Source organism: Psychrilyobacter sp. (genome assembly GCF_049671765.1).
Taxonomy (GTDB): Bacteria; Fusobacteriota; Fusobacteriia; order Fusobacteriales; family Fusobacteriaceae; genus Psychrilyobacter.
Map to the genome: position 1 here is coordinate 1 of NZ_JBATVM010000036.1, position 16,987 is coordinate 16,987.

Genomic DNA, 16,987 nt, shown 5'->3' on the forward strand with positions numbered 1-16,987 from the left:
AACATATCTTTCATAATATTTTGTGCATCAGAAATATTTTCAATATCATTTTCTTCAAAGATCTTTTTAACCAATGGATTAATATTTTTCGCTTTTTTACTCATAAAAAATCCCTCCCTAATTACTAGATTATACCTCTAATAATTAGGAAGGGAATATTTTAATTTACACTAAATTTGGGATAGATCCCATTTTTTAGAATTAACAAATTTACCACTCTTTCCACCTGTTTTTTCCTTTAGATATATTTTTCCTATGATCATTTCCTTATCTATGGCTTTACACATATCATAAATAGTTAATAACGCTGTGCTTACCATTTGGAGAGCTTCCATTTCTACTCCAGTTTGTCCAGTAGTTTTTACAGTCCCTTTAGCATATATGATTAAGTTTTTCTGATCTATTTCAAAATCTATATCAGCTCCTGTAAGAAGTAAAGGGTGACACATAGGAATAAGTTCATGAGTTTTTTTTGAAGCCATGATAGCAGCTATCCTAGCAACTCCTAAGACATCTCCTTTTTTTACTCCTCCGTTTACAATAAGGTTCATAGTTTCAGAATTAACTTCGATACTCCCACAAGCTGTGGCCTTCCTACTGGTATCTTCTTTTTTACTTACGTCTACCATGACAGCTTTCCCATCTTTAAAATGACTAAATTCCATATTTTTCTCCTATTATATATTTTTTATACTTAATATTAACATTTTTTGAAAAAAAAATAAATCTAAAAACTTTTCTTTATTGTAGGTTAAACATGTTTTAATTAAAGTTTACAGTCTTTAGACTTCGGTTGGAATGTTTTTTATTGTTCTTAATAGAAGTTTAAAATTACTATATTCAAGGAAAACGTTCTAATAATAACAATTTTGCATTACTTAACTACACCTATTCTTTCTTTGATTTTTTAGATCAAATTGAGGCATAAACACATATTAAAGAAGGAATCTTTTTATGGTATAATACTTCCCGAGGTGATAGATTATGGTAAAACAATATGCCATTATATTTATGGTAACTTATTTAGGAGAAATTATCAGTAAATCCATTAATTTTTCCTTTCCAGGGCCAGTTATTGGGATGCTGATACTTTTCATTTTACTAGAAAGAAAATTAATTAATTTAGATTTTGTAGAGAAGGGAGCAAATAATATCTTGCTGAATTTGGCTATATTTTTTATTCCACCAGGAGTAGGGTTGATCTCGGCTTTAGAGCTGCTCAATGGAAATGTATTAAAAATAGTAATAACTATGATGATAACTACTATAATTACCATGGGAACCACAGGTTTGACAGTTCAGTACTTAATAAATAGGAGGGAAAAATGATAGAACAACTAAATAGTCCATTATTTGGGATTTGTCTGACAATTATTGCATATATCATAGGATTAGAAATTTATAAAAAATTTAAAGTACCTATTTTAAATCCTATATTAATAGCCCTTATAATTATAATTCCTATATTATTATATTTCAAAATACCGGTGGAAACATATAAAAAAGGTGGAGATTTAATTTCTTTTTTCTTAGGACCTGCAACAGTTGTTTTAGCGGTACCTTTATATAAAAAGATAGATCTTTTGAAGCAACATTTTGTACCTATATTAGGAGGAGTTGTTGTAGGAGTTTTGAGTTCTATACTATCTTGTGTTCTCATAGGAAAAGTATTAGGGCTAGATCTTAGTCTTATAAAATCTTCTTTACCAAAGTCACTGACTACTCCTATAGCCATAGAGTTGTCTAAACAAGTAGAAGGTATTGTTCCTATTACTATAGTAATGGTTATGATAACAGGGATAACAGGAGCTGTTTTGGCACCATTTATATGTAAAATATTTAAGATAGAAAATAAAATTGCCAAAGGAATAGCCAGTGGTACTGCAAGTCATGCTGTGTGTACTTCTAGAGCTATTGAGATGGGAGAAATAGAAGGAGCTATGAGTGGTTTAGCCATTGGGGTAGCTGGAATTTTAACAGTTTTTATCTTACCAATATTATATGTAGTGTTGTTTTAAAAAGTAACAATATGATCCTAAAAAAAGATTCCCATCTGGGAATCTTTTTTTAAAATTCTATATATTTAATATTTCTACTACTGTTAGAGAGTGATCACTTAATCTTTTATAGTGATTTAATATATCCATATATCCTGTAACTAATACTGGTGACTTAGTTGTTTCAGCCATTCTATCTAGATGGTTTCTTCTGATCTCTTTATATAGATTTGAAATATTTGAAGATCTTTTAGTAGCTTCTCCTAAAATTCTGTAGTTTTCCTCTTTATAAGAATTGTCTACATATTCAAAGAAATCTACAGTCATAGTATGAATTTTTTCTAGTTCTTCTAAGTTTTTCTTACTTAGTTTTTGATCATTATCAAATAATCTCTTATGTATAAATATAATTCTTTTTAGGTAATCAGTAACAGATTCATATTGGTCTGAGATAGCGATATTTTTTCTAGCTTTCTTTATAATTGGTGCTTCTAGATCTAAAGTAAGAACCTTGGAGTTTATAGAAGCAATCTCTCCTTGCACTATATCCATTTTATCTTCTAAATCCAATACATTTTGAAATTCTTTTGAATCTGAAGATAAATTATTTATAAATGTTTTCTTTAAATCTCCAAAAGAAGAGATAATTTCTGTTCCAATTTTACTTATCTCTAATTTTGTCTGTTCTACTACAATATTAGGAGTTTCTAACATCCTTTCATCTAATTGAGTAAGTTTTTTAACAACTTCTGTCTTTTCAACTATTAATTTTTCCAAGACTTTAGCTATATAACCTATAAATGGCAAGAACAATAATACGTTAGTTACATTAAACATCGTATGAGCAGTAGCAATATATTTAGTAATATTCACTGTAGGATCAACAAAGTTAGATAAAAAATGGAGGTAGAATGGGAATATAGATACAACCCATGTTACACCGATAAGATTTATAACTGTATGAGCTATTGCAGCTCTTTTTGCATTGGCACGAGCTCCTAAAGAAGCTAACATAGCGGTAATTGTTGTTCCTACATTTTCTCCTAAAACTAAAGCAACAGCTGTCTCAGAATTTATCATTCCTTGACTAGCTAATACTATTGTTATACCTAAAGTAGCTGAAGAGGACTGTACTATGGCAGTAAGCAAAGCTCCTACAAGGGCCGCAGCTATAACCCCTCCAAAACCGCTAGAAGCATCAAAACTATGAAATAATTCTATAAAAAAAGGCATAGTTCTAAGTGGTTTAAATCCTGAGCTCATAAGTTCTAGTCCAAAGAAGATCATTCCTAGACCCATAAATGTTAAAAGTTTAGTTTTCACTTTTTCATTTTTAGTAAATAAGTACAAAATAGCAGCTACACCTACCATAGGTAGACCATATTTACCTATTTTCAATACTAGAATCCAACCAGTAACAGTGGTACCAATATTAGCTCCTAAGATAACTCCTAAAGCCTGTTTTAAACTCATAAGTGAAGCATTAACAAATCCAATAGTCATAACTGTACTTACAGAAGATGACTGAACCATAGCTGTAACTACTACACCGACTATACAAGCTATAACTCTATTTTTAGTCAATAAACCAATTATATTTTTGATTTTAGCTCCGGCAATTTTTTGCATTCCACCTGACATATGATGCATACCATATAGAAAGATTCCTAATCCTCCTATAACATTAAAAAATATATCTAATCCCATTTAACTCCTCCTTAAATTTACCATTCTATTTATCAATAATTGACATATTTACATATTTTTTACAAAAAATAATTTTAAAATCCCAATATATTTTACTGTATAGCTGGTACTTTTCCTTGATTATTTTCAATTAATATACAAGTATTATAAACTAAAGATGTAAAATTAATGTTTATTTAATGTAAAAGTAATGTAAAAAATTTATACGTCAAATATACCTAAATAAAACATAAGACAAAAAAATTAGATAAAGATTCCTTGTTTAAAGGGTCTTAATTGAAGTGTAAATAATTTAGGACGTTTTTTATTATGAATATAAATAAAAATATGATAGTATATAGTACAAAAACGAATAAAGACAGTTCACTGGGACCATCCTGTCTATAAATAAAACTAGGACACAATTCTGAAAATTTTCAGAGTTCTATTTTGATTTTATGGAAGGATACTATGTGTATCCTTCTTTTTTATTATTTAAAAATTAAAAATTATAAAGACTTTGATCATGACTAATTAGACGCAACGTTATATTGCCTTTTTATTGTTTAAATTATGAAAGGAAAAAAATGAAGAAAATAGGTTTAACGACTACGGTACCAATAGAGATACTTTTAGCAGCGGGGTATACTCCCATAGATTTAAATAATGTTTTTATTATTTCTAAATATTATGATAAATATATAGAAAGGGCAGAACGTGATGGGTTCCCTAAAAGCATGTGTGCTTGGATTAAAGGGATATATGGAACCTGTATTGAAAATGGAATCCAGGAAGTTTTAGGCGTAACAGAAGGAGACTGTTCTAATACTAAAACACTTTTAGAAATATTTAAAAAGAATAATATAAAAATACATTCTTTTGGTTACCCTCATTCCCATTCTTTAGATGATTTAAAAAATGAATTGGATAAACTCATGAAATATATGGATGTCTCTCATGAAGAGGTAGAGGAGCAGAGAAATAGATTAAACCTCATAAGGGAAAAAGCTAAATCTATAGACAAACTTACACTAGAAGGAAAGGCAACAGGTTTTGAAAATCATATACTTCAGCTTTGTTTCAGTGATTTTGATGGGAATGTGAGTAAATATAGTAATTTTTTAGATGAAAAAATAGAAGAAATAAATAAAAGACCTATAGATAAGAAAGAATTAAAGCTAGGATATCTAGGAATACCTCCTATGCAAGGAGATCTTCATGATTATGTTGAGTTGCTAGACGGAAGGTTTATATACAATGAAGTCCAGAGAGAATTTGCTTTTCCAAGAGCTATGGAATCTAAAAATATATATGAACAGTATTATAATTACACATACACATATGATATAGATTTTAGATTAGAGGATATAAAAAAACAGATAAAGGAAAGAAAATTAGATGCGGTTATTCACTATACTCAGGCATTTTGCCATCGTGCAGTTGAAGACATAATTTTAAAGCAAGAATTAGATATCCCTGTATTGACCATTGAAGGAGACAAATCCAACGTTTTAGATGCTAGGACTAAACTTAGAATAGAAGCTTTTTTAGATATGTTAAAAGATAAAAAGCAAAGTGATAAAAAAAAAGATTGGAGATAAACAATGAATAATATTATTTATAAAACAAAAATGACTCCTAAAAAGATAGTAGGAATAGATTTAGGTAGTAGAGAAGTTAAAATTATAGTTACAGAAGACAAAAAAATAGTGTTGAAAAAGAAGATAAGTACTGTATCTTTTTATAGGGATTATTGTCAATACCAAAATAAAATAATTGTGGATTTAAAGAAATTAGGAATAGAGGATGTGGATCTAGCTATTTCTACAGGATATGGACGAAATAATACGGATCTTAGTTTATTTAAACCTATAAATGAGATAAAAGCCCACGTATACGGTGCTTTGGCTCAATCAGAAAAAAAAGATTTTATTCTGTTAGATATTGGAGGACAGGATGTAAAAATTGTAAAAGTTGAAAAGGGGTTGGCTACAGATTTAGATTTAAATGATAAGTGTGCCGCTTCTTGTGGAAGATATTTAGAAAATATGGCCAATGTTTTAGAAATACCCTTAGATTTACTTTCAAATTATTCTAAAGATCCAGTAAAACTTAATTCAACATGTGCTGTTTTTTCAGAATCAGAATTGATTGGCAAAATTGCTGAAGGGATCCCTTTGGATAGACTAGCATCTGGGATAAATTATTCTATGTATAGTAGATTACGTCCCCTGCTTACAAAATTTAGAGGAGAAACCCTTGTTGTCAGCGGTGGAGTAGCGAAAAATAAAGCTGTTATAGAATATCTAGAAACAGATTATATAGAAGTAAAAGTTTTAGAGTATCCACAATTTAATGGAGCTATAGGATGTTGTTATTATGGAGAATTTTTTATATAGAGGGGAAATAAAGTATGTATATATTAAAGGGAGAACATAGTTTTGATAGTGCCCATTTTTTAGCAAATTATCAGGGAAAGTGCTCAAATATTCATGGGCATAGATGGAGAGTTATTGCAGAAATATGTGGTGAAGAGCTAGAACAAAATGGACAGTTAAGAGGGATGGTCGTGGATTTTGGAGATATTAAAAAAGATATTAAAAAAATGGTAGATGATCACGATCATGCACTAATTATAGAAAAGGGGACTATGAAAGAGATAACTTTAAATTGCTTAAAAGAAGATAATTTTAATATAATCGAGGTAGATTTTAGGCCAACAGCAGAGGAATTTTCAAGGTATTTCTATGAAATTTTAGAGAGAAAGGGATATTCTGTAAAAAGAGTAACTGTATATGAAACTCCGACAAATTCGGCGACATATGAAAAGTAAACAGTAACAACGTAAAGTTTTATCTAGACAGAGAGTAAAGTTAATTCAATAAAGATTATAGTTCGCTTAAATATAAAAAAGGTGGTAAACAATATGAAATATTATAACGTAGTTGAAAAATTTGTGAGTATAAACGGAGAAGGAAAGAGATCAGGAGAGTTAGCTGTTTTTATTAGACTTGCAAAATGTAATTTAAGATGTAATTATTGTGATACAATGTGGGCTAATGAAGAAAACGTAACTATCACACCTATGGCTAAGGAAGATATATATAACTATATTTTGGAGACAAAAGTTAAAAATGTAACTCTTACAGGTGGAGAACCTCTTTTAGATATCGGCGTTAAAGACCTAATACAATATATAATTAAAGATAGTTCTCTATTTTTGGAGATTGAAACAAACGGAAGTGCTGATTTGAATTTATTCAGATTAGATGCAAAAAACTTATCTTTTACTGTTGATTATAAAGGACCTTCAAGTGAGATGGAAGAGTTTATGTTTCTAAAAAACTTTGAAACAATATCTAAACTGGATACGATAAAATTTGTTGTAGGAGACTATGATGATCTTTTAAAGGCTAAAGAAATTATACAAAAATACGGCCTTATAAATAGATGCAGTGTCTATTTTAGCTCTGTATATAAAAAAATAAACTTAGATGAGATAGTCGAATTTATGAAGAAATTCAACTTAAACGGAGTAAGGTTACAACTACAGATGCATAAATTTATCTGGGGTAATAAACAAGGTGTATAGGATAAACATTACGTTAAATCTAGATTGGGAATAAAAAATAAAAAAGGAGTAGTTTATGAAAGATAGAATTAATAAAAATAGTTGTGTTTTAGTTTTTAGTGGGGGGCAAGATAGTACAACCCTTTTATTCCATGCTAAAAAATTATATAAGGAAGTTATTGCAATTTCATTTAATTATGGTCAAAAGCATAGTTTAGAATTAGACTGTGCCAAGGAATTATGTAAAAACAATGAAGTAGAACATCATATATTAGATATGGGATTGTTAAATCAATTAGCTCCCAATGCTCTCACAAGATCAGATTTAGAAGTTGAAAAAGGAGAAGCTGTAGAAAATGAAGTCCCCAATACATTTGTAGATGGAAGAAATATGATATTTTTAACCTTTACAGGAATTTTTGCCAAACAAAGAGGTATTAATGTAATTATGACTGGAGTTTCTCAAAGTGATTTCAGCGGATATCCAGATTGCAGAGATGTATTTATCAAATCTTTAAATACGACTTTAAACTTAGCTATGGATTATACATTTGTTTTAGAGACACCACTTATGTGGTTAGATAAAGCCCAGACGTGGAATATGGCCTATGAACTAGGAGTTTTGGACATTATAAAGAATAAAACTCTTACCTGCTATAATGGAATAGTTGGAAATGGATGTGGAGATTGTCCTGCTTGTATTCTGAGAAAAAATGGTTATTTAGAATTCAAAGAAAATTTTTTAAAAGTTTAGCTTTATCTTTTTTTAAAGGGAGCTAGACCGCCGTATGCGGTCTAGCTCCCTTTTTTAAAATCAAAACTCTCTCTCGACAATTTATACCATCTTAATTCTTTTCTTTGCTTCCATAACCTTTTCATATCTCTTATAAATTGTTAAAGCTATGATTGTAAAAAATACTGGTCCACCTATCATCCACAGAGTAGAAGGGAGATCTCCACCTATAGCTGGAGCTATAATTGTTGAAATATTTGCAAATCCAACAGATGCAACAATAAAGAAAGTTGCTATTTTAGAAGCCCTATGTGTTTTATAAATTTCAAACGGTTTATTTATCTCTGTTTTTCCCTTAAAGAATGGGAATGCTATAGCTAGGAATAAGTAAGGAATAGTCATAGCTACATTTGTCATAAGGATTAATTTAGAGAAAAATGCAGATGCTCCTTCTCCACCAAAAGATATCATAACGATAAATACTGCAACAATAGCACATTGGTACCACATTGCATTTACTGGCATTCCACCTTTGATTACCTTTACTTTTTCAGGCCACATTTCGTCTGGTGTTCCCTCAATTAATTGCTTCAATGGAGAGTAACACAGGGCAAAGAATGCTCCAACTAATGCTAAGACCATAGAGATCCCCATATATCTAGACATCCATAACCCAACATTGATAGCAACTGGTTCACTTAAATTAAGTGCTGTTCCAACTTGATATCCTAGATTTTGCATCATTACATAGGCTACATTCCCCATATGAACCGATGGATCTGATAAGATTGCACTCCAGTTTGTGAAAATACCACATAGGAAGATTCCTATAGCATATCCAATGGCAATAACTATAGCTGCAATAGTAACTCCCTTAGGGAATGTTTTTTCTGCATTTTGCGTTTTATCAACTAATCCACCTACAGCTTCTATACCACCAAAAGCAAAGATAGAAAATACCATAAACGACGCAACCATCATAGGTGTTCCATAAGCAGGGTTAGGAGATGCAATAAATGAATTAGCAACGATAGGTTGAGCAAATTCTCCACCATTTAATGCTAATACTAATAATGAACCAAATAATAATACTAAGTTAAGAAGAGTAACGGCTAAGCCACCTATAGATGTTACCTTAGTTATCTTTTCTAGTCCCTTAGTTGCTGTAAATGTAATTAATATTATTAAACAAACTCCTAAAAGTCCTAATGTTTGTGTGGAGTTTAATCCTAATAGATGTAATTTAGAAGTTAAATCCTCTCCAAAGATTGCAGTTGAAATAACTATCCAAATAGATGAACTGATATTTACCATCCAAACTACGTAAGATGCATACCACATAAATGTACCAATAAATGCATATTTAAGACCTACTGATCTTTTCATCCAAGAAAATATACCACCTTTTTCATCTTTAAATGCCGCACCGTATTCTGCCATCATAAAAGCATAAGGTATAAAGAATAGAACCGCTGAAATGATATACCAAGGTATTGCACCATATCCCATTAAATAAAATGATCTAGGAATATTAGTAAACCCAAATACCGATGTGAATATCATTAAGATCAATGATATTAATGACATTTTTTTTACATTTTTTTCTTTCATTATAAAGTCCTCCTGAAGTTTTTAATGTTAAAAAATTAATACTTTTGATGTATTGTAGCACAATTGGTGAACTTTTTAAAGAAAAATTAATTTTTCTATGCTTTCTCTAAGAAAGGTACAAATGTTTTAATTTTTAGTTACTGGATACCCAAGTGCATCAGTAAAAGTGTTGGTAGATATTTTTATAAGATCTAAAATGGTTCCAATTCCAAATAATCCTCCTGTCATAAGGTATAATAAACCTGTCCAAACCTTCCCTACATAAAATCTGTGAAGTCCACCTATCCCTAAAAACCCAACTATACAAAACACTAAACTTAAAGTTCTTGTTTTATCACTTACTTGCATCATACTCATTTTTTAACCTCCTAAATTAAAATAGCAATAATTATTTTACATACATCGATTTAAAAAGAAGGAGTTTGATTGTTTTAAACAATCAAACTCCACTTTATTTATATTTAGTACACTTTAAAATTCTGCACTCTTAGGAGTTCTAGGGAAAGAAACTACGTCTCTGATATTTGTCATTCCAGTAACGTACATTATCATTCTTTCAAAACCTAATCCATATCCTGAATGAGGGAATGAACCATATTTTCTAAGATCTGTATAGAATTTATAATCTTCTTTAGGAAGGTTTACTTCATCCATTCTTCTCTCTAATTCTTCTAAGTTGTCCTCTCTTTGAGAACCACCTATAATTTCGCCAATTCCAGGAGCTAATAGATCCATAGCTCTTACTGTTTTTCCATCTTCGTTAAGCTTCATATAGAATGCTTTGATATCTTTTGGATAATCTGTTACAAAAACAGGCCTGTTAAAATGTTCTTCCGCTAAGAATCTTTCATGTTCAGATTGAAGGTCAATTCCCCACTCTACTTTAAATTCAAACTTTTTATTTGATTTTAATAGGATATCTACTGCTTCAGTATATGTAACTCTAGCAAAGTCATTTGCTAAAACATTATTTAATTTATCAAATAAACCTTTCTCTACAAATTTATTGAAAAATTTCATCTCTTCAGGGGCTTTTTCCATAACATATTTGATGATGTATTTTACCATCTCTTCAGCTAAATCCATGTTAGCTTCTAAGGCTGCAAAAGCAATCTCAGGCTCTATCATCCAAAATTCAGATGCATGTCTAGTTGTATTTGAGTTTTCTGCTCTAAATGTAGGTCCAAATGTATATACATTTCTAAATGCAGCACAATAAGTTTCCACATTTAATTGTCCACTTACAGTAAGGTTAGTTTCCTTCCCAAAGAAGTCTTCTTTGTAGTCTATATCTCCCTTATCTGTTTTTGGAACATCGTTTAAATCTAAAGTAGTTACTCTAAACATTTCTCCTGCACCTTCAGCGTCACTTCCAGTTATGATTGGAGTGTGTACATATACAAACTCTTGATCTTGAAAAAACTTATGAATAGCATATGCAACTATTGATCTAACTCTAAATACTGCTGAAAAAGCATTAGTCCTAGGTCTTAGATGTGCTATTGATCTTAAATACTCAAAGGTATGTCTCTTATTTTGTAACGGATAATCTAAATCAGCTTTTTGGAATATCTCTACAGAGGTTGCTTTGATCTCGTAACTTTGTCCCTTTCCTTCTGATTTAACAAAAGTTCCCGTTACATACATAGATGTAGCTATAGATGCTCTGCTTACCTCGTCAAAATTTACTAAATTCTCCTCAAATACCACTTGTAGTCCAGTAAAAAATGAACCGTCATTTAATTCTATAAAACCAAAAGTTTTTTGACTCCTAATTTTTCTTACCCAACCAGAAATTTGTACTTCTTGGTCTAAAAATTGTTCACCATTTCTGATGAGTTCTTTAACTGTTACTTTCTTCATAAAATCCTCCCTAACTTAATTTAGTTTTTTTTTTATTTAATTTTACTTCATTTCCATTTCCATCTATAACTTTTACTCGATCTAAATGTCCCTTAACTTGGGATTTAAATTGTTCCAAATATAGTGTTCTATATTTTTGTCTTTCTATTGCTTCTTCATCTGTCAGTGTTCTTTTCTTTGCTAGTGCTGAATAGTGATTCACCTTAGCTATAATATCTTTCATTTCCACTTTGTTCCTCCTATCTAATTCTTTCTTTTTATAGTTCTACCTGAATCTTCTGATATTGCTCCCATAGGTAACAAATATTAAAAATTTTTTATAGATAAAACAAAAAACTCCCCACTGTAAAAGTGAGAAGTCAAAATTCATACAAACCCTAAAAAAATAAAGTAAGTACGGAGACACACAGAAACAGTTCCTCGATACCCTTTGACGTTACGTGCCAAATACGTCTAAGCCTACTAAGATTAAAAAATCCTTTGGGTTAGCGGCTCCAAGGTGTTCTTCACAACTAATTCCACTACTAGTCTCTCACCGTCACTAGCTCGCTTAAGTATCTATTAGAAGTTACTCTCCTCATCCTTGCCTTTATAATTAAAAATATTATACTATTATGCTATTTAATTGTCAACTTTCTGTGTATTTTATTTTTTGCTTCCACAGTGACAGCAAGTAGGTAAAAGACTATGTTTTATCTCGTGACACGTAGGACATTCTTCAAAGAGGGTTGTTCCGCAAGATGGACATGAATAGGGTTTATCTTTTCCTACAGTGTTGCTATGTTGTAAAGTTACTTTTCCTACGGTTCTTCGAGTCCAATATAAAAATTTTCTCGGTCCCCTTCTAATAGGATATTCACATACTGGACACAGAAATTTTTCATATCCATCTCTGTATTGTTTTAATAGCCATTGTTTCTTTGGATTAATTATTATATTTATAAGATATGTGAGGATCTTTACTACTGTAAATAGGAGCCCTAATATCAAGATATATTTGAAATACCTAGATGGGAAATATCTGTGGATAACTAAGAAAATCTTAAAAAAGACTGCTACTCCATAACCTATAAAAAGAAGATAATAATTGCTGGACTTTTTCTTTAGGATAAGATATATCCCTCCTAACAAAAATGGGAAGAGGACTGCTATCTGTAAAAAAGCCAGTTTCAAATTATGACTTTTTAGGAGTTTACTATATTGTTTTTGAGCTTCATTCATTTGATCTTCCAATTTTATTCCTAGTTCTTGTTTATTTATTTCTAGTATTTGTTTATTTTCTATAATTTGAGCTAATTCCATATTTAATTTTTGATAGGTTTTCTGACTCTTCAAAAAAGTTTCGACACTTTTGCTTAGTTGTTGTTCTTCTGAATTTGAGATTATCTTTGAATTTTCAAGAGCTAGTTTTTTAAGGGCCATCAATTGATTTATAGTGTTTTGTAAATTTCTAGAACTATTTTTCACTATAGCTATCTCATTTTCATTCTTTACTTGTTTTCTTGTGAGAACCTCTATTTGATTTTTGAGTTCTTTTTCCTTTGTTATTAAGCCAGACTCAATGTATGATTTTTCTATTTTATCGTACTTAGGACCCTTTATAGACTCTATATCTTCTAAAAAAAATCCCAGGATCCAAAACACAAGGATACCAAAAATAATTATAAAACTTTTTATTAAAAATCGATACAGCCAAGGTCCCTTGGATTTTTCTATATTTTTCATAACTATCTCCTCCTAAAATTTTCTATCTTTTTTTATTGATTGAATCTTTAAAATTCTTTATTATTATTATACAACCCCCTTATGATATTGGCAAGAATATATGGGTTGAAGCTTAAAACAAAGAATAAGGCTAGATCATAGTACTATGACCTTTTAGAAGCGAATTTAACCCTTTCCATTCCGATAGTATCAATATCAATATCAATATCAAAATTATATTTTTCAAAAATATAGCGTGGGAGCTCATTATTGTTGTAATCTTTAATAAAATTTTTTTTAAATTCTAATGTATAGGTAATTGCTTTATATGAATCATTTTTAACATAAATGTTTTTTCTTAATCTTTTAACCTCTTGTTCAGAAAATATTAACTTAGACATAATATCCAAACCTCCTATTTTTATTTACTTTATTGTATTAAAAAAACCCATAGAATTAATAGAGGCTTTTTTAGCGCGTCTATTTCTATGGGTACAGTATATAAGATTAGGAGTTTTTTTATACTAAAGAAATATTTTCATCTGTTTCATAGTCAAAAATATGACATTTTTCCATATCAAACCAGAAGTTATAATCTTTTCCATTTCCTGTTTCTCTAACATTTTCAGAAGTTAATCTAGCAGAATATTGAACTCCATTAATTGCGAAATAAATAAACTCCTCATTTCCCATTTGCTCTACAATAGAGATCTTTCCAGTTATATAATTGTCTTTATTTGGGTGTGTTTCATGAGATCCAATATGCTCAGGTCTAATCCCAAACCACACTTTTTTCCCAACATAATCCTTTACTTTTTCAGCTTTTTTCTCAGGGAGATGTAAAACTGTATCTCCAACTTTCACAGAAATCTTTCCATCACTCATAATTAACTCAGATGGAATAATATTCATAGATGGTGAACCAATAAATCCTGCAACGAACTTATTCTTTGGTCTGCTGTATAAATTTATAGGAGTATCTACCTGCTTAATCACACCATATTCTAATACACAGATTCTATCTCCCATTGTCATAGCCTCTACTTGGTCATGAGTAACATAAACCATAGTAGCAGGCTGACCAGCATTTTTTAACTCCTGATGTAATTGAGTAATTCTAACTCTCATTGAAACTCTTAATTTAGCATCTAAGTTTGATAATGGTTCGTCAAATAAGAAAACTTCAGGTTTTCTAACAATAGCTCTTCCTACTGCTACCCTTTGTCTCTGCCCACCAGACATTTCCTTTGGTTTTCTATCTAATAGATCAGTTATTTCTAATTTTGTAGCAGCATCTCTTACTCTTTCATCTATTTCAGCTTTAGGTAATTTTTGTAATTTCAGACCAAATGCCATATTTTCATAACAAGTCATATGTGGATAAAGTGCATAGTTTTGGAATACCATAGCAATTCCTCTATCCTTAGGAGGCATGTCGTTTACAACTTTATCTCCTATGATTACCTCTCCACCAGTTATATCCTCTAATCCTGCAATCATTCTAAGAGTTGTAGATTTGGCACAACCAGACGGACCTACAAATACCATAAATTCTCCATCTTTAATATCTAAATCTATCCCATGTACTGCTTTAAATCCATTTGGATATGTCTTTTCTACCTTTCTTAATTTTACTACTGCCATTTTTATCCCCCTGTATATATCATTTAAATTTTATTTTCTGTACTTTCCCTTAATACTATATCTAAATCTATTGATTGGTTTCTTAAAAAACTCTTCCCCTCAATCTCATCAAAGATCATCTGCACCGCTACTTCTCCCTTTGTAGAAAAATTTAAATCTACAGAACTCAGAGTAGGAGTAGTATATTGACACGAATTTATATTATCGAATCCTATGATTTTTATATCTTCCGGTATTTTTTTACCATTTTTTAGAAGAGAGGTGATTACCCCCAATGCCATTACATCAGAAGCTACACATAGACCATCTATATCAGTTTTAGATATTAACTCTCCTACTGCTAAACCACCTTCATAAGTAGATTCATCTAGGTATAACATTTCTTTTCCTAAAGAAGATTCCATAAGTGCACTCTGATACCCCAAATATCTCCTACTATGGATCTCTATATCCTCACTCCCAACAAAAGCTATGTTTTCACAACTATTTTTAGCTAATATTGCAGTGGCATTAAACCCTCCAATAGTATCATCACTATTAATATAATTGACACCATAGAGATTATTTTTGTAGTTGTCTATAAAAACTATAGGAATGTTTATTTTTTTTAAATCTTTTTCTTTTAAAGGATCTAAATCTTCTATAATTATAATCCCCTCTAAATCTCTTTTCAATGACCATTCTAAAATTTCTAAATCTTTAACATTATTTCCAATTACTAGATCATATGATTTTTTTGAAAGTTCAAAGGTTATAGAATTTAGGATGTTTTGGTATAAACTATTTTTTCTAAAGGTATTATTCTCAACAGGAAGTAATATTCCAATAAGATTAGATTTTTTGCTTACTAAAGTTCTTGCTGCCTGATTAGGTTTATATCCTACTTTTTCCATTAGCTCAAATATTTTTTTTTGAGTTTCTACACTACATTTGCCCTTTCCATTTATAACGTTAGAAACAGTTGATACAGAGAATCCAGATTTTTTAGCTATATCTTTAATTGTTAACTTTCCCATTTACACCACCTTTTAGTAAAACGTTTTACCTAAGATTATTATACTATATTTTTTTCGAAAATCAAACCTTTTTTTCTACAATAGTTCTTTTCCCGTGATTTTTAATCAGTTTTCATATATGAAATACATATATATACCAAAAAAACTTGCACTAAGTTAAAATTAATGATACTATACCCTGTAAAATCATTATATTAGGAGGAAAAATTAAATGGAAAGATCTATTAAAGATACAACAGCTAACCCGGCACCTTTAGGGCTTTTAGGATTTGGAACAACAACTTTATTATTAAATTTACACAATGCAGGTTTATTTGAGTTAAATGACATGATATTAATGATGGGACTTTTTTATGGAGGATTTGCACAGATAATTGCAGGAATTCAAGAAAATAAAAAAGGAAACACATTCGGAGCCACTGCATTTACTTCTTATGGAGCTTTTTGGTGGACATTAGTTGGAATTTTAGTGTTAAATAAAGCAGAATATTTAGCTGCTGACAGTGTAGCTCTTGCTTCTTACATGTTTGTATGGGGTGTAGTTACTTTCATCTTCTTCATTGGTACATTAAATGGAGCTACTATTGGAAAAATAGTTTTCGGTACATTAACTATTTTATTCATATTATTAGGGTTCCATTTCCTATTAGAAAGTGCATTATTTGGTAGAATAGCTGGATATGTAGGAATCATATGTGGTTCTGCAGCAATCTATGAAGCAGCAGGGTTAATTTTAAATGAAAAATATGGTAAAACAATACTACCATTATAATAATAAAAGCCTATAAATTTTTATAGGCTTTTTTATTACCTAGAAAACCATACTTATAAGAAACATCAATAAAATATTATTCCTTTATTCTGTAAGAATAGAATTTTTAAAATTAAATTTATGGGGAAATAAACAGATTATATAAATCAAAAATATGTTTATTTGGATGCAACATTATGTTGTTTTTTGTTTAATATTTTTATCATCATTGTAAAAAAAATTTTAAAATATGCTATAATATGGATTAGTTAGAACATAAAGGAGGTCATTATGGAAAAGTTATTAAAAGGACATCAAAAATTTAAAGCTATAAAGTTTAAAAAAAATAAAGACTTATATTTGAAGTTAGTAAAAGATGGACAACATCCAGGGACACTATTTATAGGATGT

At 30.0% G+C, this 16,987-nt stretch carries 18 protein-coding genes; 8 read left to right on the forward strand and 10 right to left on the reverse strand.

The genetic code is table 11. The features are described from left to right. Positions 1 to 170 precede the first annotated feature (170 nt). On the reverse strand, positions 171 to 665 hold the full coding sequence (moaC, locus tag WBG30_RS01540) for a cyclic pyranopterin monophosphate synthase MoaC (RefSeq protein ID WP_424502883.1): 495 nt from the start codon (positions 663 to 665) through the stop codon (positions 171 to 173). 319 nt (positions 666 to 984) lie between these two features. On the opposite strand from moaC, the gene WBG30_RS01545 reads away from it, so the two are divergent. Further along, the gene (locus WBG30_RS01545; protein ID WP_424502884.1) at positions 985 to 1,329 is read left to right on the forward strand and encodes a CidA/LrgA family protein; all 345 of its coding nucleotides are present in this window, start codon (positions 985 to 987) and stop codon (positions 1,327 to 1,329) included. Then, positions 1,326 to 2,018: an LrgB family protein gene (locus tag WBG30_RS01550; RefSeq protein WP_424502885.1), complete on the forward strand. Its 693-nt coding sequence runs from the start codon at positions 1,326 to 1,328 to the stop codon at positions 2,016 to 2,018. The genes WBG30_RS01545 and WBG30_RS01550 overlap by 4 nt, the downstream gene beginning before the upstream one ends. A 57-nt stretch (positions 2,019 to 2,075) precedes the next feature. Here the strand turns inward: WBG30_RS01550 and WBG30_RS01555 are convergent, their stop codons facing one another. Further along, on the reverse strand, positions 2,076 to 3,704 hold the full coding sequence (locus tag WBG30_RS01555; protein ID WP_424502886.1) for a Na/Pi cotransporter family protein: 1,629 nt from the start codon (positions 3,702 to 3,704) through the stop codon (positions 2,076 to 2,078). A gap of 566 nt (positions 3,705 to 4,270) precedes the next feature. Between WBG30_RS01555 and WBG30_RS01560 the strand changes: the two genes are divergently transcribed. The 5 genes from WBG30_RS01560 (at position 4,271) to queC (ending at position 8,008) form a co-directional block, all read left to right on the forward strand. Then, the gene (locus tag WBG30_RS01560) at positions 4,271 to 5,284 is read left to right on the forward strand and encodes a 2-hydroxyacyl-CoA dehydratase family protein (RefSeq protein ID WP_424502887.1); all 1,014 of its coding nucleotides are present in this window, start codon (positions 4,271 to 4,273) and stop codon (positions 5,282 to 5,284) included. Positions 5,285 to 5,287: 3 nt separating this feature from the next. Beyond that, positions 5,288 to 6,082, forward strand: coding sequence for an acyl-CoA dehydratase activase (locus tag WBG30_RS01565; RefSeq protein WP_424502888.1), 795 nt, complete (start codon positions 5,288 to 5,290; stop codon positions 6,080 to 6,082). 14 nt (positions 6,083 to 6,096) lie between these two features. Then, positions 6,097 to 6,516: a 6-carboxytetrahydropterin synthase QueD gene (gene queD / locus WBG30_RS01570; RefSeq protein WP_424502889.1), complete on the forward strand. Its 420-nt coding sequence runs from the start codon at positions 6,097 to 6,099 to the stop codon at positions 6,514 to 6,516. 93 nt (positions 6,517 to 6,609) lie between these two features. Next, entirely contained in the window at positions 6,610 to 7,275 is a 666-nt protein-coding gene (queE, locus tag WBG30_RS01575; RefSeq protein WP_424502890.1) for a putative 7-carboxy-7-deazaguanine synthase QueE, read from the forward strand. A 55-nt stretch (positions 7,276 to 7,330) separates the two neighbouring features. Next, positions 7,331 to 8,008 (forward strand): 7-cyano-7-deazaguanine synthase QueC, encoded by a 678-nt coding sequence (gene queC, locus WBG30_RS01580; protein WP_424502891.1) that lies wholly within the window; start codon positions 7,331 to 7,333, stop codon positions 8,006 to 8,008. Between the two features lie 81 nt (positions 8,009 to 8,089). Here the strand turns inward: queC and yjeM are convergent, their stop codons facing one another. The 8 genes from yjeM to WBG30_RS01620 form a co-directional block, all read right to left on the reverse strand. Beyond that, positions 8,090 to 9,598 (reverse strand): glutamate/gamma-aminobutyrate family transporter YjeM, encoded by a 1,509-nt coding sequence (yjeM, locus tag WBG30_RS01585; RefSeq protein WP_424502892.1) that lies wholly within the window; start codon positions 9,596 to 9,598, stop codon positions 8,090 to 8,092. Between the two features lie 126 nt (positions 9,599 to 9,724). Further along, a complete protein-coding gene (locus WBG30_RS01590; RefSeq protein WP_424502893.1) occupies positions 9,725 to 9,955 on the reverse strand; it encodes a TM2 domain-containing protein in 231 nt (76 codons plus the stop codon). Between the two features lie 114 nt (positions 9,956 to 10,069). Next, positions 10,070 to 11,461: an asparagine--tRNA ligase gene (asnS, locus tag WBG30_RS01595; protein ID WP_424502894.1), complete on the reverse strand. Its 1,392-nt coding sequence runs from the start codon at positions 11,459 to 11,461 to the stop codon at positions 10,070 to 10,072. Between the two features lie 10 nt (positions 11,462 to 11,471). Beyond that, positions 11,472 to 11,690, reverse strand: a complete 219-nt coding sequence (locus WBG30_RS01600) for a DUF896 domain-containing protein (protein ID WP_424502895.1) — start codon at positions 11,688 to 11,690, stop codon at positions 11,472 to 11,474. Positions 11,691 to 12,106: 416 nt separating this feature from the next. Further along, positions 12,107 to 13,186: a hypothetical protein gene (locus WBG30_RS01605; protein ID WP_424502896.1), complete on the reverse strand. Its 1,080-nt coding sequence runs from the start codon at positions 13,184 to 13,186 to the stop codon at positions 12,107 to 12,109. Positions 13,187 to 13,329: 143 nt separating this feature from the next. Then, on the reverse strand, positions 13,330 to 13,566 hold the full coding sequence (locus WBG30_RS01610) for an HTH domain-containing protein (protein ID WP_424502897.1): 237 nt from the start codon (positions 13,564 to 13,566) through the stop codon (positions 13,330 to 13,332). Positions 13,567 to 13,684: 118 nt separating this feature from the next. After that, entirely contained in the window at positions 13,685 to 14,809 is a 1,125-nt protein-coding gene (locus WBG30_RS01615) for an ABC transporter ATP-binding protein (protein WP_424502898.1), read from the reverse strand. 23 nt (positions 14,810 to 14,832) lie between these two features. After that, complete coding sequence (locus WBG30_RS01620) at positions 14,833 to 15,825, reverse strand: LacI family DNA-binding transcriptional regulator (protein WP_424502899.1); 993 nt, start codon at positions 15,823 to 15,825, stop codon at positions 14,833 to 14,835. Between the two features lie 211 nt (positions 15,826 to 16,036). Here WBG30_RS01620 and WBG30_RS01625 point away from each other — a divergent pair, with 211 nt between their 5' ends. Beyond that, complete coding sequence (locus WBG30_RS01625; protein ID WP_424502900.1) at positions 16,037 to 16,597, forward strand: acetate uptake transporter; 561 nt, start codon at positions 16,037 to 16,039, stop codon at positions 16,595 to 16,597. The last annotated feature ends 390 nt before the right edge of the window (positions 16,598 to 16,987 follow it).

Bases quoted from the DNA above. Each gene is read 5' to 3' on its own strand.
- moaC (WP_424502883.1), bottom strand. From the start codon at position 665: ATGGAATTTAGTCATTTTAAAGATGGGAAAGCTGTCATGGTAGACGTA.
- WBG30_RS01545 (WP_424502884.1), top strand. From the start codon at position 985: ATGGTAAAACAATATGCCATTATATTTATGGTAACTTATTTAGGAGAA.
- WBG30_RS01550 (WP_424502885.1), top strand. From the start codon at position 1,326: ATGATAGAACAACTAAATAGTCCATTATTTGGGATTTGTCTGACAATT.
- WBG30_RS01555 (WP_424502886.1), bottom strand. From the start codon at position 3,704: ATGGGATTAGATATATTTTTTAATGTTATAGGAGGATTAGGAATCTTT.
- WBG30_RS01560 (WP_424502887.1), top strand. From the start codon at position 4,271: ATGAAGAAAATAGGTTTAACGACTACGGTACCAATAGAGATACTTTTA.
- WBG30_RS01565 (WP_424502888.1), top strand. From the start codon at position 5,288: ATGAATAATATTATTTATAAAACAAAAATGACTCCTAAAAAGATAGTA.
- queD (WP_424502889.1), top strand. From the start codon at position 6,097: ATGTATATATTAAAGGGAGAACATAGTTTTGATAGTGCCCATTTTTTA.
- queE (WP_424502890.1), top strand. From the start codon at position 6,610: ATGAAATATTATAACGTAGTTGAAAAATTTGTGAGTATAAACGGAGAA.
- queC (WP_424502891.1), top strand. From the start codon at position 7,331: ATGAAAGATAGAATTAATAAAAATAGTTGTGTTTTAGTTTTTAGTGGG.
- yjeM (WP_424502892.1), bottom strand. From the start codon at position 9,598: ATGAAAGAAAAAAATGTAAAAAAAATGTCATTAATATCATTGATCTTA.
- WBG30_RS01590 (WP_424502893.1), bottom strand. From the start codon at position 9,955: ATGAGTATGATGCAAGTAAGTGATAAAACAAGAACTTTAAGTTTAGTG.
- asnS (WP_424502894.1), bottom strand. From the start codon at position 11,461: ATGAAGAAAGTAACAGTTAAAGAACTCATCAGAAATGGTGAACAATTT.
- WBG30_RS01605 (WP_424502896.1), bottom strand. From the start codon at position 13,186: ATGAAAAATATAGAAAAATCCAAGGGACCTTGGCTGTATCGATTTTTA.
- WBG30_RS01610 (WP_424502897.1), bottom strand. From the start codon at position 13,566: ATGTCTAAGTTAATATTTTCTGAACAAGAGGTTAAAAGATTAAGAAAA.
- WBG30_RS01615 (WP_424502898.1), bottom strand. From the start codon at position 14,809: ATGGCAGTAGTAAAATTAAGAAAGGTAGAAAAGACATATCCAAATGGA.
- WBG30_RS01620 (WP_424502899.1), bottom strand. From the start codon at position 15,825: ATGGGAAAGTTAACAATTAAAGATATAGCTAAAAAATCTGGATTCTCT.
- WBG30_RS01625 (WP_424502900.1), top strand. From the start codon at position 16,037: ATGGAAAGATCTATTAAAGATACAACAGCTAACCCGGCACCTTTAGGG.